The organism is Salimicrobium halophilum (assembly GCF_900100295.1).
Lineage (GTDB): Bacteria > Bacillota > Bacilli > Bacillales > Halobacillaceae > Salimicrobium > Salimicrobium halophilum.
Map to the genome: position 1 here is coordinate 53287 of NZ_FNEV01000005.1, position 25612 is coordinate 78898.

The following is a 25612-nucleotide window of genomic DNA, read 5'->3' on the forward strand; positions in this document are numbered from 1 at the left end:
ATCCTAGTACAAAACAGGAAGAATGGAAAGGGATTTGCTTCTTCTGACAGGTCATCCGCTCATCCGTTCAAAGGAAAGGCGTGCCCGTTTTTTCAGTATCCTTGTTCCGATATAGCTATAGAGAGATAGCGCAATAAAAACGAATGGCAGGGAAACCAAAAGGTGCTCCATATAAGGAAGTTTCCATAATAAAAGGAGCATCGGTGCAAAAGCGAAAGCCGCGAACAGTAATAGAAGCAGATTGATGAGTCGATGCTGAAACACTTCTTCTTCGCTGGACCAGTGGAGCTTCGGATTATCAGTATCAAGGGCCACTCCTATCAAAGTAGTGACAAACAGGATCATATAAGAGAAGAGAAGCCAGCTCACCCATAATATAAGCGGCAAAGGTACAAAGACCAGGAATGCGACACCGAATAAACTCATAGCCAGTGCAGGCACCGTCCATGCTACAGCCACTTTACTGTAAAGAAGCTGTTCGAAAGTCACTGGAACGTAACGGAAGTGCGCAAGCGTCTGACCCTCTCTCGAGAAGGAACTTGTTGATGCTGTGCTCGTCGCTCCGATGACCGCGGAAAACCCGAGAAGAATGGCGAGTACAGCATTTCCATTCAGGTCGTCAGCTCCCGCTCTCCAGAAAGAGAAGGAGTTGCTTTCAAGGAAAAGCAATACGAGTAAAAACAGAGGAGCGAAGAACTGATGACCGATGATCTGGGTGAAGAACACAGGGGTGCGGATGATCGTTTTGATATCCCGGAAACTCAGTGTGAGGAAAATGCTCTGCTGTTTGCTTCCCCGTTTCTTGTCAGAGGACGAAGAACGATTACCTCCGGATAGCCCCCGTACTCCCTTGAAGTACAGTTTTTCACTGAAATACAGAAAGAAAAATATGCCAAGAACCGTTATACTTAGAAATCCGACGAAAGCCAGAAGTCCTTGCAGCGATAAGGGGTTACCCAGAGCGACAGCTGCAAGTTCTGCATTCGGAACATATGTCGTAATATAAGAAAGCAACCCGCCTTCCTGTAACATAGGAGTAAGTACATCTTCATCATTACCCCCGTTGTCCTGTCGTATTACGATATTGATGCCGAGAATGAATAGAAAAGAAAGAATACCTCCCATCGCTTTCGCCCGGTCTTTATACTTCGAAATGTTGATAAACCGCATCACAATCATCAGTAAGGTACTAAGCAGCACGAAAGGAAGAATCGGAAGTGTTGCCCAGATGACAATCACATAAAGGAAAAAGACGACTCCGCTATCGGCCTGAAGCATATACATAAGCAATAAGGGAGCAGTAATGGTCAAATTCCACAGATATATCGTCAATAAAGGGTTAGCGGCCTTCCCTAACATAATCTGATAAGGCTTCAGTGGTAAAGGGAGATAGGCTTCCACATTTTCTGATAAATAAAAGGAGTTGATAGCCGGGACGAACCCTGTGAAGATAAAAAGAACGGTCATCATGAGAAAGATCAAGCCGAGTAACGCGGTTTCGTTTCCTGTGACGGCAAGCGTCTGGTACATATCTTTGAATAAAGCATAGAACAGATTATATAATAAAATAGCGAACGGTATAGCAAGCACAAGGAAAAGCCCTCGCCACACCCCTCCTTTTTCCTTCCGTAAGAACTCCATTTTGACCATGATCTCCATCAAAAGATAAGCGTTACGCATCTCCGGTCAGCTCCAGGAACAGGCTTTCCAGGTTTCTTCCTTCCCGGAATTCTTCTTTCAGTTCATGCATGTCTCCCTGGAAGCGGAGGGTCCCCTTGTCGATGATCGCCACTTCATCACACAATTGTTCTACCACTTCGAGAACGTGAGAGGAGAAGAAGACGGTTTTTCCGGCATCCGCCTGTTCTCTCATCAGTTTCTTTAATGTGTGCGCCGATTTAGGATCGAGTCCGGTGAGCGGCTCATCCAGGATCCAGACGTCCGGTTGATGCAGCAGAACACCACAGAGGACGGCTTTTTGGCGCATGCCGTGTGAATACGTATGAATCTGGTCCTCGAGCGCATCGTGGATTTCAAGTTCCTCCGTATAGTAGGCGATTCGCTCTTTCCGCTTTTCTTCTGTCACGCCGTAGAGATCTGCAATGAAATTCAAGTACTCTCTCCCTTTCAGTCTAAGGAAGGAATCCGATTTATCCGGAACGTATCCGAATTGACGTTTCGCCTTCAGCGGCTCCTCTGTTATATCTGCACCGTTAATGACGATATGTCCTGTGTCCATCGGGAGGACGCCGGTCATCATTTTGATCGTCGTCGATTTCCCTGCTCCATTAGGTCCGAGAAACCCGAATATTTTCCCGTCCGGAACATGGAGATTGAGGTTATGTACAGCGGTTTTTCCGCCATAATCTTTAGTGATATCGGTGATTGTAATCATAGAAGACTCCTTTCTCTTCCCTAAATAATACGATTTACGTAGGCGATGGTTTCAATTCTCGCCCGGATATTATAATATAAGTAATGGAATAATTGTTCAAAATGAATAAACCATAGAGAGAAGATTAAGAAAGGATGGGAGTCATGATTAAACGTAAAAGCAAGAGAGAAATCGAAAAGATGAAAGAAGCCGGAGAATTGCTCGCTTCTGTTCACAAAGAATTGCGTTCGTTCATTAAGCCTGGGGTAACTACGATGGAAATCGAACAATTCGTAGAACGCTATCTGAAGAAGCATGGAGCGACCGGGGAACAGAAAGGGTATCAAGGGTACGAATTCACGACATGTGCCAGTATCAATGATGAAATCTGTCACGGGTTCCCTCGTAAAGAGAAGCTTGAAGACGGAGATATCGTAACCGTCGATATGGTCGTCAATTTGAACGGCTTTCTTGCAGATTCTGCATGGACTCATGCAGTCGGAACTATCAGTGATGAGGCTCAAAAGCTGATGGACGTATCGAAGCAGGCCTTGTACAAAGGGATTGAAGCTTCCAAGGTCGGTAATCGAATCGGCGACATCGGCCATGCGATCCAGTCTTATGCAGAAGGGGAAGGATACTCTGTGGTTCGTGATTTTACTGGTCATGGAATCGGTGAATCGATCCACGAAGATCCTTACATCCCTCATTTCGGAGAAGCAGGGAAGGGTGCCCGCTTGAAAGACGGTATGGTCATCACAATCGAACCGATGATCAACATCGGTACCTGGCAGAGTAAGATGGACGATAACCAGTGGACGGCAAGAACGGTAGATGGGACGCTTTCTGCACAATATGAGCACACCATAGCCATTACGAAAGAGGGACCGATCATCCTTACAGAGCAGGATGACTAAAAGGACATTCGAACAGCCCAATCGGAGAGAAAGCGGTTCTTCCTCTGGTTGGGCTGTTTCTATGGATTATTGAACAAAAGAAAAAACTGCTGGAACAGCAGTCATTTTTGGACGTTGGAGGCCTGCAGGCCACGGCGTCCTTCTTCGATTTCGAATGTTACGGTTTCTCCCTGTTTTAATGTCTTGTATCCATCCTCATTGATAGCGGAAAAATGAACAAAAATATCCTCATCCTGGTCATCAGATTCGATGAACCCGAAACCTCTGTCATCACTGAACCATTTAACCCGTCCTTTCAGCATGAGAATTTCCCCCTTTGTTCCTGATTGATAATTATTTTAGCATTTTTTTCGTCAAATAGGAACGAAATTTTTCAGTATTTTCAAAAAATTAATCAATATTTAAAGAAGGATTGACTCCGGCGAGAGCATCGAGTTCCTGTTTCATCTTTTTGCCTTTCATCGGTGTTCCGTGTCCGGGAACGACTATGGATGGGGAAAGCTTCTGGAGTTTCTGAATGGAATGTTCGGCTTCCGCTTCATCCATCGTGAAGTAAGCAGGAGGACCATGCAGGTGCTGGTACTGAGTAATGACAGAAAGAAGTGATTCCTGATTTACGGTAAGTAGCGCATCCCCACTTATTAGCAGGCGGTCCCTGGAACGGAACAATGAAATGTGTCCCGGCGTGTGACCAGGTGTTTCAATATATTCCCACTCATCAAGAAAGGGAAGAACTCCTCCCGGGGACAGATGTTCTACGTGTTTTAGATGTTTCGGATTCGTAGGGTAAAAGGGGGAGAGTAATGTAAAAACTCCACCGCCTACGGTCGCATTTCCGACGGGGTAATGTTTTTTTCCGGTAACATAAGGTTCTTCTTTTTCATGGACATAGATAGGAACTTTCCAGTGGCGGGATAGCTTAGCTGCGGACCCTGAATGATCGAAGTGTCCGTGGGTCAACACTATAGCTCTTGGGGCAAGTGTTCCATAGCGTGATTCTGCTGCGTGTATGATTCGTTTTTCATATCCTTCGATCCCTGTATCGACAAGGATCCACCCAGGTGTGTGTTCTTTTCCTATAAACACGACATTGACGATCCGTGCCCGATAAAACGCGACGTCATCGGTGACCGGTTCTGCTACAGCGTGCGACATGTGATCCATGATTACTCCTCTTTTCCGTTCTGTGATCTGAATCGTTCTATGAACAGTTTGACCGTAATAAAGAGGAGTTATACAACAAAAGCAGAAGCTCTAGGAAGCTTCTGCTTTTGATTCAGACTTTTTTGTAAGTGTTTTTCCTGTAAAGCCGAAGATGATGGTAAGGATCGGTGATAACAGGCAGAAAAAGGCGAATGGAAGATATTCAAGAACAGGTACCCCCAGTACGCCGGAAAGAAAGACTCCGCAAACACTCCAGGGTACGAGCGGATTGATGACGGTTCCTGCATCTTCGAGAGTTCTGGAAAGGTTCTTCTTGGCAAGGCCCGTTTTTTCATAAATATCCTGGAATGCTTCTCCGGTCAGAAGAATGGATAGATATTGTTCTCCTACGGAAATATTGATTCCGATGGCGGTGAAGGCAGTAGCCAGCGTAGCTGAACGAGCTGTCCGCAGTCCGTCCTGAACGTTTCTGAGAATGCTCGGAATGATACCTGTCGTAAACAGCAGCCCACCGAGAGCCAGTGCGAGTATCACGATAGAGATGGTGAAGAACATGCCATTCATCCCTCCTCGAGAAAGCATCTCCGTTACTGCTTCGTTTCCGGACTCGGCCTGGAACCCACTAAACCAGGAACCGAACAGAGCACCCCATTCCATGGTTCCGCGTACCCCTGCAATGACTGTAGCTGTGATGCTTGTAACGGCCAGGGAGATGAAAGCGGGTTGTTTGGTCACTGTGAAAAGGATGAGAACGACGAGAGGAATCCATGAACTCCAATGAATCAGTCCCGTTTCTGCAAGCCCCTGCTCGAAAGGTGACAGAGCCGACTCCTGGTTTGCGTCAGGAGAGAGGAAGATGAACAGGATGAAAGTGATGACAAAGGCTGGAAGCGTCGTCCACGTCATATTTTTGATGTGTTCGAACAGATCGACTTTAACCACGGTGGAGGCAAGGTTCGTCGTATCAGAGAGCGGAGACATTTTGTCACCGAAGAAAGCCCCGGACACGATTGCACCGGCCATGATCGGAAGCGACAGGTCCATGGACTGCGCGACTCCGATGAATGCCACACCGACAGTTGCTGCAGTAGTGAAAGAACTGCCGAGGGCGACTCCTGTAATAGCTGTAATGGCAAACACCAGAGCATAGAGCCATGGTCCTCCCGTCAAAGAAAAAGCGACGTCCATCAATGCAGGGATCGTACCACTGGCCATCCAGCTGGCGATAAGAATGCCGATGACGAAGAACAAAAGAACAGCAGCCATGCCTGATTGGGCACCCTGGATCATGCCGTGCTGAAGGTTGTCAAAAGTGAATTTCCTGATCAGTCCGTAAGTGATAAGAATAAGAATCCCTATAAGAATCGGAGTATGGGGGCTGGTCCCCACACCGATGATGAAATAGCTTATAACTGCAAGCACCAGAGCAAGCATAAGAATCGATTCTGCAAGTCCTGGGAGTTTTTTTGGTTGTAGATGAAGCATAAAATCCCTCTTTTCGAAAAATTCACACGCCTTTTTTACTTAGACGCTTTTATGTAATGAAGAATATGGTGTAACTATAGAGCAGGAAGGCAGGTATGTCAACGACTCCGACAAATTCTTTCCTTCTTTCGAAAAATTTTTTTCTGTATGTATTTCTTAATGATGTATAATAGTAGAAAATTTCAAGTTAGGAGGGGGATTATGGATACATACGAAGAATCACTCCCTTCCTCCGGCAGAATTCAAATGTTCAGAAAAGGAATGGCCGCAGGGTCTCCGATTATTCTCGGTTATATACCTATCGCCCTGACATACGGAGTGCTTGCTTATCAGGCGGGTTTGTCGTTGTGGGAGCTTACGTTCATGAGCATAGCGGTATTCGCAGGGGCTGCTCAATTCCTCGGGGTCTCGATGATTGCAGCAGGTGTCACAGCCGCGGAAATCATTATCGCTGTGTTCGTATTGAATTTCCGGCATTTCGTCATGAGTCTTTCTTTTGTGAATCAGATACAAGCCGAAGGAAAGAAAAAGCAGTTCCCATTAACTCTTTTATTGACGGATGAAACGTTTGCCATGTCTTCGATCCATAAAAGAGAAGCCAACAAAGTGGATGCCTTCTGGTTTTATGGAGGGATCATGATTGCTGCTTACAGCTCGTGGGTACTCGGCTCCCTCGCTGGAGGGCTCCTTGGAAATGTCATGCCTCCGTCGCTGAGTGACAGTATGGGCATTGCTCTTTATGCTATGTTCATCGGGCTTCTTGTCCCTTCTATGAAGAACTCGCTTGCTGTTACTGGCATTGCGCTCACAGCTATGGCTATCAATAGTTTGGGGCAGTGGGCCGGAATGACGTCCGGATGGGCGATTGTCGCCGGTACGATCCTTGGGGGAGCTTTAGGGATTTTCGTGTTGCCGGATGAGGAGGGTGAAGAATGATGTTGTGGACTATTGTAGGAATGGCACTCGTTACTGCCGTGCCGAGAGTTGTGCCTGTGTTCATTATGGAGAAGCTTAATCTTCCCGGGTGGGGGAGAAAGTGGCTTGCCGCTATTCCCTATGCTGCACTCGGGGCCCTCATTATCCCGGGTATATTCACCGTCATCGAAGGACAACCGTGGATCGGTATGGCAGGAGGCGGAGCTGCTTTGACAGTAGCATGGCTCCGGGCTCCGATTATGGTGGTCGTTCTGGTAGCGATAGCTATAGTATTCATTTTGAATGGATTTCAATCGTTGTAAGGTTCAGTGTGGATGTGAGCGTAATGGATATGATGTTTCTGTTCGAGAAGGATTTCAATTTCATCCGTAATGTCATGAGCCTTTTGTACAGTAATGCCTGGTGATACGAGGATGGTGGCGTCTACGAGCGTTTCATTACCTTGAAGTCTCGCCTTCACATCTTCCACTTTCTTGACACCGGGGTGGGCGTCGATCGTCGCTTTTATTTCTTCGAGTTCTTCTTCGTCAAAGCCATCTGTCAATAGGTGGGTGGCATCTGTGAAAATGTCCCAGGCCGTTTTCAGAATGACGACCCCTACGATGGTAGCTGCTGCAGGGTCGAGCCAAAGAATCCCTGCCATTGCACCGAATATACCGACGGCCGCTCCTATGCTGACAAGGGCATCGGAGCGGTTATCCTGAGCCGCCGCATACAATGCGCGGCTTTTCACTTGTTTTGATAGTCTTAAATTGAACCTGTACACCCCGTACATAATGAAAGCGGAAATGATAGCTGTCCATCCGGTCAGCGAGGAGGGAGTGCCGAATTCCTGATTGATGATCGTTTCCCCGGCTCCGATCAGCACTTCGATCCCTATCGTGGTCATAATGAAAGCAGCTATCAGAGAGGAAATGGTTTCAGCTTTCGAGTGACCATAATGGTGGTCGCTGTCCGCAGGTTTCCTGGATATACGTAACCCGATGAGAACAGCCAGTGAGGCGATGATATCCGTTGTATTGTTGAGCCCATCAGCGCGAAGAGCATCAGAAGTACCGATTTCTGCGATGATCAATTTTGATACAGCGAGGATAAGATAGGTGATGATACTTACCCAGGCCCCTATTTCACCTTTTTTCCATTGGTTATTTGCCATGGCTATACATCTCCTTGTCATCTCTTCATCATAGCAAATATTTACTTTCGAAGCCATCTGACTGATAAAAGACAGAATAAATAGAAGCTTCTAAAAAAGATTAATATTTCCTTTTACGGGGTAATAATATGGAAGAAGAGGGAGGGATCTTTGATGAGGAGAGAATCGATCGTCATTGAAGGGGAAGTCAACGGCATGCGATTTGAGAAGTATATCAATGTTTATGTCGAGGGCTGGGAAGATGTGGAACATGCTATACTCCGGTTTTACGGATCTTCAGCTGATTCGTTCTCGAAGCTGATGATGGAACAAGGTTGGAGAAATGGTGTATGGACCTATGCGATGGAAGAAAGGATTTCCGTTGTTCAGTAAAAAATCTCGATGACGAGTGTTTTTAATTTGAGATTAACTACTCTAAGATATATAATTGTGTATGTATCCATATAAGAAACAGAAACTAAAATCAGAATGAGGAAATTCAAGGAGGATTATGCATGACAACAAAACTGGCAATCATTTACTACAGTTCAACAGGAACGAACTACCAGATGGCGAAATGGGCCAAGGATGAAGCGGAGAAACAAGGGGCGGAAGTGAAACTTGTACGTGCTCCTGAACTTGCACCAATGGAAGCTATTGAACAGAACCCGGCATGGAAAGAACATTTCGAAGCTACCAAAGATGTAGTACCGGAAGCGAAAGTCGATGATCTCGAATGGGCGGATGCTTTCATCATAAGCGCTCCGACCCGTTTCGGAAATGTACCGGCACAAATCAAGCAATTCTTTGATATGGCCGGAGGACTCTGGGCTCAAGGTAAACTCGTGAATAAAGTAGCGAGTGCTATGTCGTCTGCGCAGAACCCTCACGGTGGTCAGGAAGCTACGATTCTGAACATTTACACGACGATGTACCACTGGGGAGCGATTGTCGTTTCTCCCGGTTATTCCGATGACGCCATCTTTGCTGCGGGAGGAAACCCGTACGGCACAAGTGTGAGTGTAGACGGAGAAGGTAACATGAAGGAAGATGTAGAAGGAGCAGTTCGTCATCAGGCGAAGCGTACACTTGAGGTAGCAACGAAATTGAATCAGTAATGGATGAAGCCGGCAGATGTTATTTCGATCTGTCGGCTTTTCTGACGTTTCAAAAATATAATTCGGGGAATATTATAATTAAATATTCAGAAAATTGTTGCTAAATCACTCGTTATCTTGCATAATGAAAAAAAGAGTTGAGGGGGTAATCTCATGAGGAAGCAAAAAAGTGTTTATGTCCTTCGTCGTTTCCCGTCTTACAGGGGTAGAACTATTACTGCGAAACGTGAGTTGTCCTATGGAATTAAGTTAGCCTCCCGGTTGTTTCTTGATCAAATGATGTATGAATTCAATAAATCCCGTTTAGACGCTGCTATCAACGAAGCGATTGACAATGAGGACAGAGAAGCGTTTGAGAAGCTTTCTGTCCACTATCAGCCTTATACGTGGGAATAGCATTACGTTCGGTCAACAAAAAGTGTACCTGCATGCAGCGGGTGCACTTTTTGTTTTGCGGAAAATGCGGATTTTGATGAATTCCGTTAGAGTTTGTAGACCTTTGTAGTATCATAAAAAAATCCAAGGAATTTTATTGAAAATAAATGAATGTTCATTCAAATTGATATACAATAGGTGGAAAGGAGGGGGAAGAAATGAGTGAATTGAAGAGAACATTGATGGAAAGGCAGAACAAGGTATTGACGAATATTTTGGTAGTGTCTGTCATTTTGGGTTTAACGGTAGAAATACTTGTAGGAGCTCCACTCCCAGTTATGATGACGATAGGTGTGGGAGGCGGCGTAAGTATACTACTTATACTTTTGATGCAAAAGTATAAGAAATATGAGACCTTGGTGCCCGCGGTCATCATTGTAGGAGAAGCGAGCGTCGCGTTTATGGTCGTATTGAATTCTTCATATGTGACGAACATTCTTTTTGCATTTTTCCTTATCGCTATTGGAGCGCTCTCTGTTTCCAACCGATCTCTTTCTCTCTCCGCTTTGTTCAGTTCAGGTATTCTTTATAGTTTTTACATATTCCAGGGAGAAGCGGCAGGTTTCAATACAAGAGCATTATTTATGAGCATGTTGTTCCTTCTGCTGGTTTATCTTGTCTTGTTTATGCAGGTGAAAATTACCGGCACATTAGTGAGAGACGTAGAAACACGTGCTACAGAGAACGATCGACTGCTACGACATAATGAAGATAGAACAACCCGTCTGCTTCATGTCTCCGAGGAAGCAGGAGTGCAACTGAACGAAATGGAGCAAGCCGGAGATAATCAAAAGCAGCGAATGAACAATATGCTCCATGCCTTCCGGGAAGTAGCGGAAGCTTCTTCGTCACAGGCTTCTACAGCACAGACGATAACAGAAGAATCATCCCGGACAGACCAGGTCGCCAAGGGGATGATCCGATCTTTCGAAGAAGTGAAAAAGCAGGGAGAACGTGCCAATGAGCAAACACAAATCGCTGAGGAGAATCTGGAGAAATTGAACGAAGTCATTCATGACCTGAAAAGCATTTTCACGATGATGCAAAGAAGAACGTCCGAATTGAGTCGTGAAGTGTCGGAAAGTGTGTCCTTTACGACTGAGATCCAGAACATTGCGGATCAGACGAATCTTCTGGCGCTTAATGCGAGTATAGAAGCAGCTCGTGCCGGAGAGGCAGGGAACGGGTTCGCTGTCGTGGCAGAAGAAGTGAGAAAGCTTGCTGAAACGTCGAAAGGGACAGCGGATAAGATCAGTTTGAATCTTACTTCCATCAAAAGTCATGCTCAGGAAACGAATGACCAGGTGGAAGAAAACGGAGAAAGGCTTGAAGATGGCCTCACCCTTACGAAGAGAACTACGGAATCTTTGCAGCACGTGCGGGAGGACATGGATCATCTGGCGAATCGAATGAGCGACTTTGAAAGAGAGGCGTCTTCTGTCGAACAATCTTCCGTAGCTATCGATCAGTCCATCAATGAACTTGCCGCAGTATTCGAAGAAACAGCTGCCACGATTGATGAACTTGAACAAGCGGTCTCCCATGGAAACAAAGACCAGGAGAGACTTGCGGAAGCGATCCGGGAAGCGAACCGGACCATGGAAAGGCTTAAGGAGTAACCCGACGATATACAAATCAGGAGTATCCGTGGTATAGTATGTAAGGATATTTTTTACACAAGGGGTACATACAATCATGAAAAAGTGGATCATACCTGTTTTAGTAAGCATAGCAGTTTTCCTTACAGCGTGCTCGGAAGATACATCTGAGCAGGAAAAAGAGGACCCAGAAAAGGCTGCTCCGAAAGAAACGGAAGTCTCTGAGAAAGAAGAGCCTGATCTGCCGGCATCAGCAGGGGACAGAAAGGTGTCGGAAGATGGCAGTATGATTGAAGTCGAAGAACCGGAACGAATCGATGTCATCGTGAATAAGCAGCGGAAGTTACCGGACGGGTATGAACCTCCGGATTTGACGGAGCCGGATGTTCCTTTTTCCTTTGAAGAATTCCATCCTAAAAAGCAGATGAGGGAAGAAGCTGCGAGAGCTCTTGAAGCTCTGTTCGAGGCTGCGGAGGAAGACGGGCTGGACTTAGTGGCGGCATCCGGATACCGCTCTTATGAACGTCAGAAGACGATTTATGAGAATTCGGTCGCTGAAAACGGAGAAGAATATGCAAATCGGTATTCTGCTAAGCCGGGTACGAGTGAACACCAGACAGGGCTTGCGATGGACGTGACGTCTGCTGAAATGGCTTTCCGTCTGGAACAATCGTTCATCGAAACGGATGAAGGAAGCTGGCTTGAGGAGAATGCTCACCGCTTCGGATTTGTGATCCGTTATCCGGAAGGGAAGACCGATATTACCGGATACGCTTATGAGCCGTGGCACCTGCGTTATATCGGAGAAAAACTGGCTGCTGAGGTACATGAACAAGAAGAAACGTTAGAAGAATTCTTCGGGCTTTACCCGACGAATTAGGAATAATCGTATAAGAAATGGAAATGAATCTCCCACAGTCAGTAAACGGCTGTGGGAGATTTTTTTAAAGGGCGAGGCCGACACGGACATTTTTATAAGAAGGGGAAAGTATTTCCCTGATGGCGATGTCAGCTACATCCTGCACCGGAGCTTTCTTTCCTTCTTCAGGCAAATAGTCGATTTCTTCCCGGAGTGGTCCTTGAGTCTGTTCGTCCGGCAGATAAGTCGGGCAAAGGATAATCCATTCTCTGTCCTCTTCGGCGAGAGTACGAAATACTTTCTCGTGTTCTTCGGCAGCGAAGGTCAGGCGACGCTTGGATTCATTCGTCTCGTATCTGAGTTTCCCTTCTTCGGTTCGGCTGTTCAGAATGCCGGCTGTACCGATCGTGATGATCCGGGGGACACCGTTTTCTTTCATGATTCTTATGACTTCAGGGATGGATTCGGATAAAGTCGTGGTCTTGTCGGTGCTGAGTCCGCTGAATACAACGTCTTTATTCACCAGGGCCTGGGTCAGGGATTGTTCATCGAGTACATCACCTTCGATGAGGGAGATGTCCGAATCGAGCATCTGATGGGCTTTATCCATATTCCTCACGAGAGCCGTCACGTTATGTTCTTTTGCCAGGGCGTTCGCGACTGCGCTCCCTACACGCCCTGTTGCTCCTAATATTGCTATGTCCATGAAATTCCTCCTTTTCTACCCATACCTTTTCCCTGTATAAAACAGAAGTATGCCGTGGTCCATGATTTCTGAATGTTTTTACAGGAATAGATGATAGTTGAGCGGAAAGTTGATACAATAAATAGGAACCATTTTTAGGGAGGGACCACGAATGGATTATCGCATTGAAAAAGATACATTGGGTGAAATGAAAGTACCGAATGATAAGTATTGGGCTGCACAGACGCAGCGAAGCAAGGAGAACTTCCCGATCGGCGAGGAACGTATGCCGAAAGAAGTTATCGAAGGATTTGCCATTTTGAAAAAGAGTGCAGCGCGCGCTAACGAAGAGCTGGGTCTTCTTGAAAGAGATAAAGCGGCTGCCATCGCTCATGCAGCAGACCGGATTGTAGCAGGGGAACTGGATGAACATTTTCCTCTTGTCGTCTGGCAGACAGGCAGTGGTACACAATCCAACATGAACGTGAATGAAGTGATCGCTTATGTCGGTAACGAGTGGCTGGAGAAAGAAGGAAAAGAAGTACGTCTCCATCCGAATGATGATGTCAACAAATCACAAAGTTCCAATGATACGTATCCTACAGCGATGCACGTAGCAGCGGTGCGCAAAGTGGAAGATGTTCTCCTGCCTTCATCCAAGCAGTTGAAGCAGACGTTAAAGGAAAAAATGGAAGCGTTTAACGAAATCGTAAAAATCGGACGGACCCACTTGCAGGACGCTACTCCTCTGACGCTGGGGCAGGAAATCAGCGGGTGGCACCGTATGCTTGAGAAGACGGAACGGATGCTCGAGGAGAGTGTTACATACGTAAAAGAGCTGGCCATCGGCGGAACAGCGGTAGGTACAGGATTGAACGCTCATCCTGATTTCTCCGAGAAAGTGGTTTCCTACATTAATGAAGATACCGGAAAAGACTTCATTTCCGCTCCGAACAAATTTCATTCTCTTACTTCCCATGATGAACTCGTTCATACGCATGGGGCGATCAAAGCACTTGCGGCGGATATGATGAAGATAGCGAATGATGTGCGCTGGCTCGGAAGCGGACCAAGATGTGGCATCGGTGAGATCACGATCCCTGCCAATGAACCGGGAAGCTCCATTATGCCGGGGAAAGTCAATCCGACGCAGAGTGAAGCGGTCACGATGGTCGCAGCTCAGGTCATGGGGAACGATGCGACGATCGGTTTTGCTGCCAGTCAGGGGAATTTTGAACTGAACGTATTCAAACCGGTCATCGCTTATAATTTCCTTCAGTCGGCCCAAATCATGGCAGACAGCATCAGAAGCTTTGATGAGCGTTGTGTGGCAGGGTTGGAGCCGAACATGGAGAAAATCGACGAATATTTGCGCGATTCCCTTATGCTGGTGACGGCACTTAATCCACACATCGGCTATGAAAATGCAGCGAAAATCGCGAAGACAGCTTTCGAGAGAAGTCAGACACTCAAAGAAACGGCGGTAGAACTTGATATATTGACAGAAGAGCAGTTCGAGGAATACGTTAATCCGAAAGAAATGACCAAGCCGAACGCTAAATAACGTGCCATTTTTCACTTCCCTGTAATTACCATGAATCTTTTCTCATAAAAAATTGAAAGAGAGTTCATACTACGATTACACACAGGAGGTGAGATACAATGGCAACTAGAAATAATTCTTCTAACGAACTAGTCGTACCTGGTGTACAGCAGGCTTTGGATCAAATGAAATACGAGATTGCTCAGGAATTCGGTGTACAGCTGGGTCCAGACGCTACTTCCCGTTCGAACGGTTCTGTCGGCGGTGAAATCACGAAGCGTCTTGTGCAAATGGCTGAGCAACAATTCGGAGGCCAACAGCAACAATAACGGTGAAAGGGAGAAAGGGCTCAGCCCTTTCTCTTTTTTTATGTCTGAAATGTATAAAAAAACGTTTTCATGTATATTTATTTCTGTCTTGAATCGATGGTTCGGGGCTCGTAAAAAATTTTTTAAAATTTAATGATAGCGATTACATACTTGATATTGCAAAGTTTCTCGAAAACGAAATAAGTTACCTGGCGTGCAAAAAAAGTGATTTTATACTATAATTATGCGATACAACGAATTAAACAGAATTTTTCTAATTTTAAACAACTTACTTATTTATCATATTTAGGAGGTTTTGGGGTATGGAAAAACGAGGTTATCCTGCACCGCAGGGACTGTATCATCCAGATTTTGAACACGAAGCTTGCGGTATCGGAATGATTGCGAACATCAACGGTTCGAAATCCCACGATATCGTAAAAAATGCAGTAACCATCCTTTGTAATCTAGAGCACCGCGGCGGTCAGGGCGCGGACGTCAGTACCGGAGACGGTGCCGGTATCATGACTCAGATCCCCCACTCTTTCTTCGAGAAACAGTGTGAGAAAGAAGATATATATTTACCGGAAGCCGGGAAGTATGGGGTCGGCATGGTGTTTCTGCCGAAAGACAGAGACGCCAGAAAAGAAGCAAAGAAAATATTCGAAGATATCGTAGAGAAGGAAGGACAGGAATTCCTGGGATGGAGAACCGTTCCGATCAACGCATCTTACGTCGGGGAAAATGCGAAGACGACGATGCCGTTCATCTCCCAGTTGTTCATCGCTCCTTCAGAGGATATCGAAAGTCGCATAGAGCTCGAGCGAAAGCTTTATATCATACGTAAGCAGGCACTGCAGACGCTTGAAAAAAGTGAAAAGTTCAAGGAATTCTATATGTGCAGCCTTTCCACGACAACGATCGTCTACAAAGGAATGCTTATTCCAGAACAGCTCGATTCCTTCTACATCGACTTAAACCACCCTACATTCAAAACTGCTTTCGCTTTAGTCCATTCCCGTTTCAGTACGAACACATTCCCTTCCTGGAAGAGATCTCATCCGAACCGCTACACCATCCATAATGGTGAATTCAATACGCTTCGCGGAAATGTGAACTGGATGCGTGCCAGAGAGAAAATGTGTCAATCGGAAGCTTTCCATAATGAGGATCTTCAAAAGATCTTGCCTGTTATTGACGAAGATGGCAGTGACTCTTCCATGTTCGATAACGCTCTTGAATTCATGTATTTGTCAGGGAGATCTCTTGCTCATTCCGCAATGATGATGATTCCGGAACCTTGGGCGAACGACGAAACGATTCACCCGAAGAAGAGAGATTTCTACGAATACCACAGTACACTTATGGAACCATGGGACGGACCTTCTGCCGTATGTTATACAGATGGAAAGCAGATCGGTGCCTGTCTCGACCGTAATGGTCTGCGTCCGGCCCGTTATTATGTAACGAAGGACGGAATGATTGTGCTCGGCTCTGAAGTAGGGGCACTTGATATTTTTGCGGACGATATCGAATACAAAGATCGTCTTCATCCAGGGAAGATGCTTCTTGTCGACCTTGAAGAAGGGCGGATTATTCCGGACGAAGAAATCAAGCTCGGCATTGCTGAGGAGAAACCGTACGGGAAGTGGCTCGAGGAGAACAAGTATGATCTCTCCGATCTTCCTGAAGCGAAAGAAGAAGCACCGAAAGTCGAAGTCGATCAATTGATTGAGCACCAGCTCAATTTCGGATATACGACGGAAGAATTGAATAAAATCATCAAACCGCTCGTCATGGATCAGAAAGATCCGGTAGGTTCCATGGGTTACGATTCGCCTCTTGCTGTGCTTTCGAAGAAACCGCAGCTATTGTACAGCTACTTTAAACAGCTGTTCGCACAGGTGACGAACCCGGCAATCGATGCGATTCGTGAGAAGATCATCACGATGGCGGAGACGACGATCGGAAAAGAAGGAAGTCTTGTCGCTCCCCAACCGGCCAGCTGCCGTCATATCCGACTGGAAACGCCGATTCTTACAAATGAGGAGCTTCAGAAACTTAAAGAACAGACGATTGAAGGATTCGGCACGGAAACCCTTTCGATTTTATTTGATGTGCGCGACGAAGACCTACCGATGAAAAAAGCGATGGATCGTTTGTGTGCGCAGGCGGATGAAGCTGTTGAGAACGGCAGTACGTTCCTCGTCCTCTCAGACAGAGGGATTGATGAGAACCATGCAGCTATTCCTGCATTACTCGCTGTATCCGGCTTGCACCACCACCTTATCCGTCAGGGAGTTCGTACGAAAGTCAGTCTGATTCTTGAATCAGGAGAGCCGAGAGAAGTCCATCACTTCGCTACGCTACTGGGTTATGGAGCGGAAGCTATCATCCCTTACCTGGCGTACGAGACGCTCCGTGATCTCGTAGAACGTAAAGAGATCCCTGATCAGACGTATGAAGAAAGCGTATTGCAATACGTGAAGAGTGTGACTGATGGCGTCGTCAAAGTTCTCTCTAAGATCGGAATTTCCACCATTCAAAGTTATCGTGGTGCTCAAATATTCGAAGCAGTGGGAATCAGCCCGGAGGTTATCGAACAATATTTCACGAGAACAGCTTCACGTCTCGGTGGAATCGGTCTTGAGACAATCGAAAAAGAAGTACGCCTGCGACACAAGAATGCCTTTGAAGAGAAGCGTGTAAATATGAAAACGCTCGACCCGGGTGATGAGTATCAGTATCGGATGAACGGGGAAGACCATCAGTACAACCCGCAGACCATCCATACCCTTCAACGTGCAGCTCGTACTAATGATTATGATCTTTTCAAAAAGTATACCCAAATGATCACGGATGAAACGAATAATCTTCAATCCCTTCGTGGTTTGATCAAATTCAAGGATCGCCCTTCTGTACCACTGGATGAAGTGGAACCGGTCGAGGAGATCGTGAAGCGATTCAAGACAGGAGCCATCTCTTATGGTGCTATCAGTCAGGAAGCACACGAAGCACTTGCAGTGGCTATGAACAGTCTTGGAGGCCGCAGTAACAGCGGGGAAGGCGGAGAATCTTCAGACAGATTCACGCCGGATGACGACGGAAAATCGAGAAGAAGCTCCATCAAGCAGGTAGCATCCGGTCGTTTCGGTGTAACGAGTCATTACCTCGTAAATGCTGATGAAATTCAGATCAAAGTATCTCAGGGGGCGAAGCCGGGAGAAGGTGGTCACCTTCCGGGTAAGAAAGTCTACCCGTGGATCGCTGAAGTTCGTGGTTCGACGCCGGGAGTGGAACTGATCTCCCCGCCACCACACCATGATATCTATTCGATCGAGGACCTGGCGGAACTGATTCATAACTTGAAAAACGCCAACCCTGAAGCTCGCGTCAGCGTGAAACTCGTATCCGCTGTAGGAGTTGGAACCATTGCAGCCGGTGTTGCCAAAGGTCGTGCCGATCTTGTTCTGATCAGTGGGTATGATGGCGGTACAGGTGCTGCCCCGCGCACAAGTATCAAACACGCAGGAATGCCTTGGGAGATAGGTGTGGCGGAGACCCACCAGACGCTTCTGCTCGACGGATTGCGTGACAGAATAACAATTGAGACCGACGGAAAGCTCATGACAGGACGCGATGTCGTAACTGCTGCGCTTCTCGGAGCGGAAGAGTATGGGTTCTCAACGGCGCCATTGGTCGTTCTCGGTTGTATCATGATGCGTGTCTGTCATTTGGATACGTGTCCGGTAGGAGTAGCGACACAGAACCCTGAGCTTAGGAAGAAATTCATCGGAGACGCCGAAGACGTGGCCAACTTCATGCGTTTCATCGCGGAAGAAGCACGTGAGCTGATGGCTGAACTCGGATTCCGTACGATGAACGAAATGATCGGACGTAATGACGTTCTTGAAAGAAAAGAAGAGATTGATCACTGGAAAGCGAAAGATGTCGACCTTTCCGCCCTTCTTTACCGTCCTGAGGTCGGTTCGAATGTCGGCCATTATGCACAGATCGAGCAGGATCACGGCCTGGAGAAATCCCTGGACGTACAGGAATTGCTGCCGCTTTGTAAAGAAGCGATCGAAACGGGCAAACCTGTCGAAGGTACAGGCTCGATCCGAAACATTCACCGTGTGGCAGGTACGATTCTCGGAAGTGAAATCTCTAAGAGACATGGAGAGAAAGGCCTGGCTGAAGATACGATCCGCCTGAAATTCAAAGGATCCGCAGGGCAGAGTTTCGGGGCCTTCGTTCCTCGAGGTGTCACGATGCGTTTGATTGGAGATGCGAATGATTACGTCGGAAAAGGACTATCCGGAGGTAAGATCATCGCTCATCCGTCTCCACGCTCTACGTTCAAAGCGGAAGAGAACATTATTGCAGGGAACGTCTGCTTCTATGGTGCGTCCGGAGGGGAAGCGTATCTCAACGGGAAAGCCGGAGAGCGTTTTGCGGTACGTAACAGTGGTGCGAAACTGGTCGTCGAAGGTGTCGGAGACCATGGTTGTGAATATATGACCGGTGGCCGCGTAGTTGTCCTCGGCGAAACGGGACGTAACTTCGCTGCCGGTATGTCCGGAGGAATCGCTTATGTACTGGATGAAAAAGGAGACTTCGGCAGAAAGCTGAATAAAGAACTTGTCCTGTCAGAAGAGATCACGGATGAAGAGGAAGAGCGTGAGCTTTACGCTCTCATCGAAACGCATGCCAATTACACGCAAAGTGAAAAAGCCCAACGTATTCTGGACAACTGGGAAGAAATGCTGCCTCGCTTCAAACGCGTCATTCCTGTAGCGTTCCTTGAAATGAGAAGTCGGATTGAAGGCTTCAGAAATGAAGGAAACGACAAATTCGAAGCGGAAATGAAAGCATTTGAACTCAGTCAGAAGAGCGAAGAAGAACAGCGTACAGAAGAAGAGAAGGAGGAGGAGCATAATGGGGAAGTCGACCGGGTTTATGGAGTATGAGCGTCAGGGCCGTCCTGAGCGCGATCCACAAGAAAGAGTGAAAGATTGGAACGATTATACGATCCCTATGTCAGATGAAGAGGCTCAAAGGCAGGGCGCCCGCTGTATGGACTGCGGGGTCCCGACCTGTCATACCGGTACGGAAATGGCAGGCGGTACCTCCGGGTGTCCGGTGTACCACTACATTCCGGAATGGAATGATCTCGTATACCGCGGACAATGGAAAGAAGCATTGTTCAAAGCTCATGAACAGAACAATTTCCCTGAGTTCACAGGAATCGCCTGCCCGGCACCTTGTGAAGGGGCATGCGTCCTCGGCCTGAACGAGAACCCTGTAGCTATTCGATCCGTAGAACGCTCTATCGTCGAGAAAGGGTTCGAAAATGGCTGGATCGTTGCAGAACCACCGAAGACACGTACCGGCAAAAAGGTGGCTGTCGTCGGTTCCGGTCCTGCCGGTCTGACGGTTGCCGATCAGATGAATAAAGCGGGGCACACGGTTACCGTGTATGAACGTGATGATCGCCTCGGTGGTTTGTTGACGTATGGAATTCCTGAGATGAAGCTTTCTTATGACGTTGTCCTGCGCCGGATCCGTCTGATGGAAGAAGAAGGGATCACGTTTGTCACAAATGCGGAAATCGGCAAAGACATTCCTTCCGCTCAACTTGAAGAAGAGAACGACGCAGTAGTTCTATGCGGAGGTGCTGCCAACCACCGCAACATCGACGTCGAAGGTCGTGACCTGGATGGCGTGCATTTCGCTATGGATTTCCTTCATGCGAACACGAAGAGTCTTCTTGATTCCGATCATGAAGACGGCCAGTACATTTCCGCTGAAGGAAAAGATGTCATCGTCATTGGTGGTGGAGACACAGGTACGGACTGTCTCGCTACATCGATGCGTCATAACTGTAAAACACTGACTCAGTTCGACATTTATGATAAAAAGCCTGCGGACAGAGATGAAGCAGTGAACCCTTGGCCACAATATCCAGTCATTCACCGTATTGAATATGGACAGAAAGAAGCAGAAGCAGTGTTCGGAGACGATCCTCGCGCTTACGCTGTTCAGACGAAGAAATTCGTAGGGGATGAGAACGGACAGATCAAGGAAGTTCACACGGTTAACGTGAAGCTGAAGTTCGACGAGCAGGGGAACAAGTACCGCGAAGAGATTCCGGGCACAGAGAAGGTCTGGAAAGCGGATCTCGTCCTTCTTGCTATCGGTTTTACAGGACCGGAACAGCAGCTCATTGAAGAAATGGGCATTGAAACGACGAAACGTACCAATGTCAAAGCAGACTTGAACACGTATCAGACGAACAAAGAAGGAGTCTTCGCAGCTGGAGACATGCGTCGCGGCCAGAGCCTGATCGTATGGGCGATCAACGAAGGGCGTGCCGCTGCAAAAGCTTGTGACGAATACCTCATGGGCGTTGCTGAGCCAGTTTAAGAAAGAAAAGCGGAGACATCCCGCTTAGAAGCTCTGGCATAAGCAGGGGTTTCTCTTTTCAGGGGTTCTTTCCTGAAAAAGAAATCACTGCTTGTGACATGTGCTTCTGGATGTCGTAGCTAGACAAGAAAAGCGGAGACGGCCGTTTAGAATAAACCCTGGCCAGGTCCGCAAAATTCGGCTGATGGTCCGCAAATGACTGTCGAAGCTTGTCGAAAGTCCGCAAAAAAGCGACCCAGGTCCTCAAAAATGATTGATACGTCCGTAACTGGACTAAGAAAAGAAAATGATAGCAAAGAACGACCCGTCTGAAAAGATGGGTCGTTTCTGTATCAAAAATCAGCACAGTGTATTGACATTTTTCTAAAAAGATATATCATAGGCATAAATATACGTTTTTATAAATATTTATTCATAACTCAGAGGAGGAGTCTCAATTTGGTACACGTTGGTATTGTAGGAGCCACCGGTTATGGTGGAAGCGAATTATTCCGACTATTACACAATCATCCGCACGTGGGTGACGTTTCTTTATATTCCTCTTCCCAGGCAGGGGAGCCTTATTCATCTTTTATGCCTCAGGTATCCGGATGGTTTCAGGAGGAGCTGCGACCCATAGAGGAAGCACAGATGAAGAAGGACCTGGATGTATTATTCCTTGCTACTCCGGCGGGTGTGTCCAAGGATCTTACCCCTTCTTTTCTCAATAGTGGAGTGAAAGTGATCGATTTATCCGGAGATTTGCGTCTTAAAAAAACCGAAGATTATGAAAAATGGTACAAAAAAGAATCCGCTTCCGAAGAATTACTCACAGAAGCGGTATATGGATTGGTTGAAACGAATAGAAAGAATATCGAAGCATCTGAAATTGTGGCAAACCCCGGATGCTACCCCACAGCAGTACTCCTTGGTACGGCTCCATTGGCGCACCGGGAAGGGTGGAACGGGGATTCGTTGATCATTGATGCAAAATCAGGTATATCCGGAGCGGGTAAAACCCCATCGGATAAGACGATTTATGCGAATACAGAAGAGAATTTCAGAATCTACAAAGTGAATGAACACCAGCACATTCCGGAAATTGAACAGCAACTGGAATGGTGGGGAGGAGAAACATCTCCGATCACTTTCAGCCCTCATCTGGTGCCGATGACCCGAGGAATCATGGCTACGATGTATGTCCAGGGCGATGAAAATGTATCGGCGCAGGAATGGCTGAAGATTTATCGTGACTTTTATGAAAACAGTCCTTTCGTCCGGATAAGGGAAGAATTTCCGTCGACGAAGGATGTGTATGCTTCTAATTTTTGTGATATCCACCTGACCGTAGACGAACGGACCGGACGTCTGACGATTGTTTCTGTCATAGACAATCTGTTAAAAGGAGCTTCCGGGCAAGCGGTGCAAAATATGAATCTAATGCTAGGGTTTGAAGAAACGGAAGGGTTGAAACTCTTACCACTTTACCCGTAACAGTGAGCAGAAAGGAGTCAACAGTTGATCGATACGCTAGAAAAGTTGGAAAAGGTGAAAGAAGGTACCATTGTCACTCCGAAAGGGTTCAAAGCCGGAGGGGTTCACGTAGGGCTCAGAAAGACGAGAAAAGATGTAGGTGTCATTATGAGTGATGTTCCGGCTGTGAGTGCTGCTGTGTATACGCAGAGTCATTTTCAGGCGGCTCCTTTAAAGGTGACGCAGGATAGTCTGGCGGATGGGATGATCCAGGCAGTGATTGTGAATAGTGCTGTAGCGAATGCATGTACAGGAGAGCAGGGGATGAAAAACGCTTTTCAGATGAGACAGTGGCTGGCAGAGTACCACGGAATCCCTGAAACTGCTGTAGCTGTATCATCGACCGGGGTTATCGGAGATCAGTTGCCGATGGACCTCGTGAAGAAGGGGTGTTTCGGAGTGACTCCGACAGATGATGGGGGCGAAGATTTCGCTTCTGCTATTTTGACGACGGATAAAGAAACGAAATCATCCTGCTACCGGATGAAAATAGGAGAGAAAGTGGTTACTGTTGCAGGAGCCTCCAAAGGATCCGGGATGATCCACCCTAATATGGCAACGATGCTAGGGTTTATTACGACGGACGCAAACATAGACCCGGATGCCTGGAACCGCCTGTTGAAATCTACGGTTGACCATTCTTTCAACCAGATTACTGTGGACGGGGAAACGTCGACGAACGACATGGTCCTGGCTATGGCTAACGGCATGGCGGAGAACGAAATGTTGGATGAATCACATGAAGACTGGCACGTCTTCGCTTCTGCTTTTTCGGAAGTATGCTGTGAACTCGCCAAGAAAATCGCTGCGGACGGAGAAGGTGCTACGAAACTCGTAGAAGTCCAGGTCAATCAGGCACGTTCGGAGGAAGAAGCGAGAGAAGTGGCTAAGAAGATCGTCGGCTCCAGTCTGGTCAAAACGGCCATTTACGGAGAAGATGGGAACTGGGGAAGGATCATCGGAGCGATGGGGCACAGTAAAGCGGAGTTCGAAGCTGATCAATGTATCGTTTCCGTCGGTCCTTATACCGTATTTGAAAAAGGCGGAGGCGTCGATTTCTCAGAAGAAGAGGTTTCTGATTACCTTTCTCAAAATGAAGTACGGATCACCGTGGATCTCCAGGCAGGTACGGCATCCGGAACAGCCTGGGGGTGCGATCTGACGTATGACTATGTCAAAATCAACGCCAGCTACCGGACATAAACCACTGCTCGTTCTGAAAATAGGCGGCAGTATGCTTGATGAACTGGAAAAAGAGTTCCTGCAGAGCGTAAAGGAATTGAAGGAGCACTACGACTTTATCGTGGTTCACGGAGCAGGTCCTGATATTTCTTCGAAGTTGAAAGCGTTAAACGTGAACGCCCCTTTTATACAGGGACTTCGTAAGACGACAAAGCCGGCTATGGAAGTGGTGGAGACCGTACTCAGTGGTACGAAGAACAGGGAGCTCACGGGTAAGTTCATTGAGGAAGGAGTTCATGCTGTCGGGCTGAAAGGGTGCGACGGCATGATCCGTGCCGATTACCTTGATTATGACGCTTACGGGTATGTAGGAACGTCCCCTGAGGTGGAAACAGAGCTCCTGTCCCACCTTCTGAGTGGAGGCTTCTTACCTGTCGTGGCTCCACTTGGACGCACGGAGAGTGGAGATATCGTAAATATCAATGCAGACACGGCTGCTGCCGGAATCGCGCGAGCGCTTGATGCAGAAAAGCTGATTTTCGTTACAGATGTTCCGGGCGTGATGAAGAATAAGGAAGTATTGACTAAGCTTACTTCCCGGGATATCAATCAGCTCATCGAAGAGAAGACGATCGATGGAGGCATGATTCCCAAAGTGAGAGGAGCGGAAGAAGCTCTTTCCGAAACGCTGGAGGAAGTGATGATCACCAGCGGCAAACAGCCGATTATACAGAACAACGCGTGGCAGGGAACCATTATTCATAAAGAGAGAAAGGAGACGATGACATGAGTCTATTTCCTACCTACCCTCGTCTCCCTATTACGATTACGGATGGAGAAGGAACGATAGTCCGGGATGAGAATAACGATGAGTATTTGGATTTCATGGCGGGGATCGGTGTGAACAATCTTGGACACCGGCCGATCATGGTACAACGGGCGATTGAGGAGCAGATGAACCGGGTATGGCATGTCTCCAACTTGTTTCCGATACCGGCTCAGGAAGAAGCTGCTAATCTTCTTACAGAGCACTCGTCCATGGATGCTGTGTTCTTCTGTAACAGTGGGGCGGAGGCGAATGAAGCTGCCATCAAACTGGCACGTAAGCATACGTGGAAAGACAAAATCGTTACGTTCCATCAGTCCTTTCACGGACGCACGTTTGCTACGATGGCAGCTACCGGCCAGGAAAAAGTGCGGACCGGGTTTGGTCAGATGCTCGAACCATTCGAATACGCTGTATGGAACGACAAGGCCAGTGTAGAAGCTGCCATCGATGAAAATACAGCAGCGTGCCTACTGGAGGTTGTCCAGGGAGAAGGTGGAGTCCGTCCTGGAGATCAACAATTCCTCGAGTACGTGCAGGCTGTATGTAACGAAAAAGGTGTACTCCTTATCGTCGATGAAATTCAAACGGGCATAGGCCGTACCGGAGAGTTGTTCGCTTATCAGACAGTCGGACTCGATCCTGACATTATAACGGCAGCGAAAGGGCTCGGCAGCGGTTTCCCGATAGGTGCGATGCTTGGAAAAGAATATTTGAAGGATGACTTCGGACCTGGGGCACACGGGTCCACATTCGGAGGGAATCCACTGAGCGCGACAGCGGCAAAAGCGACGCTTGAAGAAATACTGCGTGAAGATTTTCTGGAGGAAGTAAGAGCGAAAGGCACGTATATCAAACAGAAGCTAGAGAAAATCGTTTCTGATCTCCCCGCGGTCAAAGAAGTCCGCGGTCTCGGATTGATGATAGGCATCGAATGGGACCACGAAGCGAAACCTTTGATCGAAGCGGCCAGAGAGAAAGGACTGCTGGTGCTGCCGGCGGGACCTAACGTTATCCGTCTCCTGCCTCCGCTGACGGTAACCACCGAACAGTTGGATGCAGCATTGGCTATACTTGATGAAATATTTCATGACAAGAAATCCACATGA

General features: G+C 47.3%; 23 protein-coding genes. 16 read left to right on the plus strand and 7 right to left on the minus strand.

The window, feature by feature from the left end:
- Positions 1-51: 51 nt before the first annotated feature.
- Complete coding sequence (locus tag BLQ44_RS09085) at positions 52-1680, minus strand: putative ABC transporter permease subunit (protein ID WP_093193572.1); 1629 nt, start codon at positions 1678-1680, stop codon at positions 52-54.
- Positions 1673-2395, minus strand: coding sequence for an ABC transporter ATP-binding protein (locus tag BLQ44_RS09090; protein WP_093193573.1), 723 nt, complete (start codon positions 2393-2395; stop codon positions 1673-1675). Before BLQ44_RS09090 ends, BLQ44_RS09085 begins: the two co-directional genes overlap by 8 nt.
- Before the next feature lie 143 nt (positions 2396-2538).
- On the opposite strand from BLQ44_RS09090, the gene map reads away from it, so the two are divergent.
- Positions 2539-3291 carry a type I methionyl aminopeptidase gene (gene map, locus BLQ44_RS09095; protein ID WP_093193574.1) on the plus strand — a complete coding sequence of 251 codons (753 nt, stop codon included), beginning with the start codon at positions 2539-2541 and terminating at the stop codon, positions 3289-3291.
- Positions 3292-3392: 101 nt separating this feature from the next.
- Here map and BLQ44_RS09100 read toward each other — a convergent pair whose 3' ends face one another.
- From BLQ44_RS09100 to nhaC, 3 genes are all read right to left on the minus strand, one after another.
- On the minus strand, positions 3393-3593 hold the full coding sequence (locus BLQ44_RS09100; RefSeq protein ID WP_093193575.1) for a cold-shock protein: 201 nt from the start codon (positions 3591-3593) through the stop codon (positions 3393-3395).
- 88 nt (positions 3594-3681) lie between these two features.
- A complete protein-coding gene (locus BLQ44_RS09105; RefSeq protein ID WP_093193576.1) occupies positions 3682-4455 on the minus strand; it encodes an MBL fold metallo-hydrolase in 774 nt (257 codons plus the stop codon).
- A gap of 90 nt (positions 4456-4545) precedes the next feature.
- Positions 4546-5940 (minus strand): Na+/H+ antiporter NhaC, encoded by a 1395-nt coding sequence (gene nhaC, locus BLQ44_RS09110; RefSeq protein WP_093193577.1) that lies wholly within the window; start codon positions 5938-5940, stop codon positions 4546-4548.
- A 201-nt stretch (positions 5941-6141) separates the two neighbouring features.
- Here nhaC and BLQ44_RS09115 point away from each other — a divergent pair, with 201 nt between their 5' ends.
- Positions 6142-6876 (plus strand): AzlC family ABC transporter permease, encoded by a 735-nt coding sequence (locus BLQ44_RS09115; protein ID WP_093193578.1) that lies wholly within the window; start codon positions 6142-6144, stop codon positions 6874-6876.
- Entirely contained in the window at positions 6873-7178 is a 306-nt protein-coding gene (locus tag BLQ44_RS09120; RefSeq protein WP_093193579.1) for an AzlD domain-containing protein, read from the plus strand. Before BLQ44_RS09115 ends, BLQ44_RS09120 begins: the two co-directional genes overlap by 4 nt.
- Here the strand turns inward: BLQ44_RS09120 and BLQ44_RS09125 are convergent.
- The gene (locus BLQ44_RS09125; protein ID WP_093193580.1) at positions 7166-8032 is read right to left on the minus strand and encodes a cation diffusion facilitator family transporter; all 867 of its coding nucleotides are present in this window, start codon (positions 8030-8032) and stop codon (positions 7166-7168) included. The genes BLQ44_RS09120 and BLQ44_RS09125 overlap by 13 nt on opposite strands.
- 153 nt (positions 8033-8185) lie before the next feature.
- Here BLQ44_RS09125 and BLQ44_RS09130 point away from each other — a divergent pair, with 153 nt between their 5' ends.
- The 5 genes from BLQ44_RS09130 to BLQ44_RS09150 all read left to right on the plus strand — a co-directional run bounded on the left by BLQ44_RS09130 (position 8186) and on the right by BLQ44_RS09150 (position 12042).
- Positions 8186-8404, plus strand: coding sequence for a hypothetical protein (locus BLQ44_RS09130; protein WP_093193581.1), 219 nt, complete (start codon positions 8186-8188; stop codon positions 8402-8404).
- A gap of 122 nt (positions 8405-8526) precedes the next feature.
- Positions 8527-9129 (plus strand): NAD(P)H:quinone oxidoreductase, encoded by a 603-nt coding sequence (gene wrbA, locus BLQ44_RS09135; protein WP_093193582.1) that lies wholly within the window; start codon positions 8527-8529, stop codon positions 9127-9129.
- A 153-nt stretch (positions 9130-9282) separates the two neighbouring features.
- Positions 9283-9525 (plus strand): IDEAL domain-containing protein, encoded by a 243-nt coding sequence (locus BLQ44_RS09140; protein ID WP_093193583.1) that lies wholly within the window; start codon positions 9283-9285, stop codon positions 9523-9525.
- Between the two features lie 197 nt (positions 9526-9722).
- Entirely contained in the window at positions 9723-11183 is a 1461-nt protein-coding gene (locus BLQ44_RS09145) for a methyl-accepting chemotaxis protein (protein ID WP_093193584.1), read from the plus strand.
- Positions 11184-11259: 76 nt separating this feature from the next.
- The gene (locus tag BLQ44_RS09150; protein WP_093193585.1) at positions 11260-12042 is read left to right on the plus strand and encodes a M15 family metallopeptidase; all 783 of its coding nucleotides are present in this window, start codon (positions 11260-11262) and stop codon (positions 12040-12042) included.
- Positions 12043-12106: 64 nt separating this feature from the next.
- Here BLQ44_RS09150 and BLQ44_RS09155 read toward each other — a convergent pair whose 3' ends face one another.
- Positions 12107-12727: an NAD(P)-dependent oxidoreductase gene (locus BLQ44_RS09155; RefSeq protein WP_093193586.1), complete on the minus strand. Its 621-nt coding sequence runs from the start codon at positions 12725-12727 to the stop codon at positions 12107-12109.
- Between the two features lie 151 nt (positions 12728-12878).
- Here BLQ44_RS09155 and fumC point away from each other — a divergent pair, with 151 nt between their 5' ends.
- The 8 genes from fumC (at position 12879) to BLQ44_RS09195 (ending at position 25612) form a co-directional block, all read left to right on the plus strand.
- A complete protein-coding gene (fumC, locus tag BLQ44_RS09160; protein ID WP_093193587.1) occupies positions 12879-14270 on the plus strand; it encodes a class II fumarate hydratase in 1392 nt (463 codons plus the stop codon).
- Between the two features lie 98 nt (positions 14271-14368).
- Positions 14369-14578 carry an alpha/beta-type small acid-soluble spore protein gene (locus BLQ44_RS09165; RefSeq protein ID WP_093193588.1) on the plus strand — a complete coding sequence of 70 codons (210 nt, stop codon included), beginning with the start codon at positions 14369-14371 and terminating at the stop codon, positions 14576-14578.
- Positions 14579-14880: 302 nt separating this feature from the next.
- A complete protein-coding gene (gltB, locus tag BLQ44_RS09170) occupies positions 14881-19527 on the plus strand; it encodes a glutamate synthase large subunit (protein WP_093193589.1) in 4647 nt (1548 codons plus the stop codon).
- Positions 19496-20983, plus strand: coding sequence for a glutamate synthase subunit beta (locus BLQ44_RS09175; protein WP_093193590.1), 1488 nt, complete (start codon positions 19496-19498; stop codon positions 20981-20983). The genes gltB and BLQ44_RS09175 overlap by 32 nt, the downstream gene beginning before the upstream one ends.
- Before the next feature lie 438 nt (positions 20984-21421).
- Positions 21422-22456, plus strand: a complete 1035-nt coding sequence (gene argC / locus BLQ44_RS09180; RefSeq protein ID WP_093193591.1) for an N-acetyl-gamma-glutamyl-phosphate reductase — start codon at positions 21422-21424, stop codon at positions 22454-22456.
- A 24-nt stretch (positions 22457-22480) separates the two neighbouring features.
- A complete protein-coding gene (gene argJ / locus BLQ44_RS09185) occupies positions 22481-23698 on the plus strand; it encodes a bifunctional glutamate N-acetyltransferase/amino-acid acetyltransferase ArgJ (protein WP_093193592.1) in 1218 nt (405 codons plus the stop codon).
- On the plus strand, positions 23661-24467 hold the full coding sequence (argB, locus tag BLQ44_RS09190) for an acetylglutamate kinase (protein WP_093193593.1): 807 nt from the start codon (positions 23661-23663) through the stop codon (positions 24465-24467). The genes argJ and argB overlap by 38 nt, the downstream gene beginning before the upstream one ends.
- Positions 24464-25612, plus strand: a complete 1149-nt coding sequence (locus tag BLQ44_RS09195; RefSeq protein WP_093193594.1) for an acetylornithine transaminase — start codon at positions 24464-24466, stop codon at positions 25610-25612. The genes argB and BLQ44_RS09195 overlap by 4 nt, the downstream gene beginning before the upstream one ends.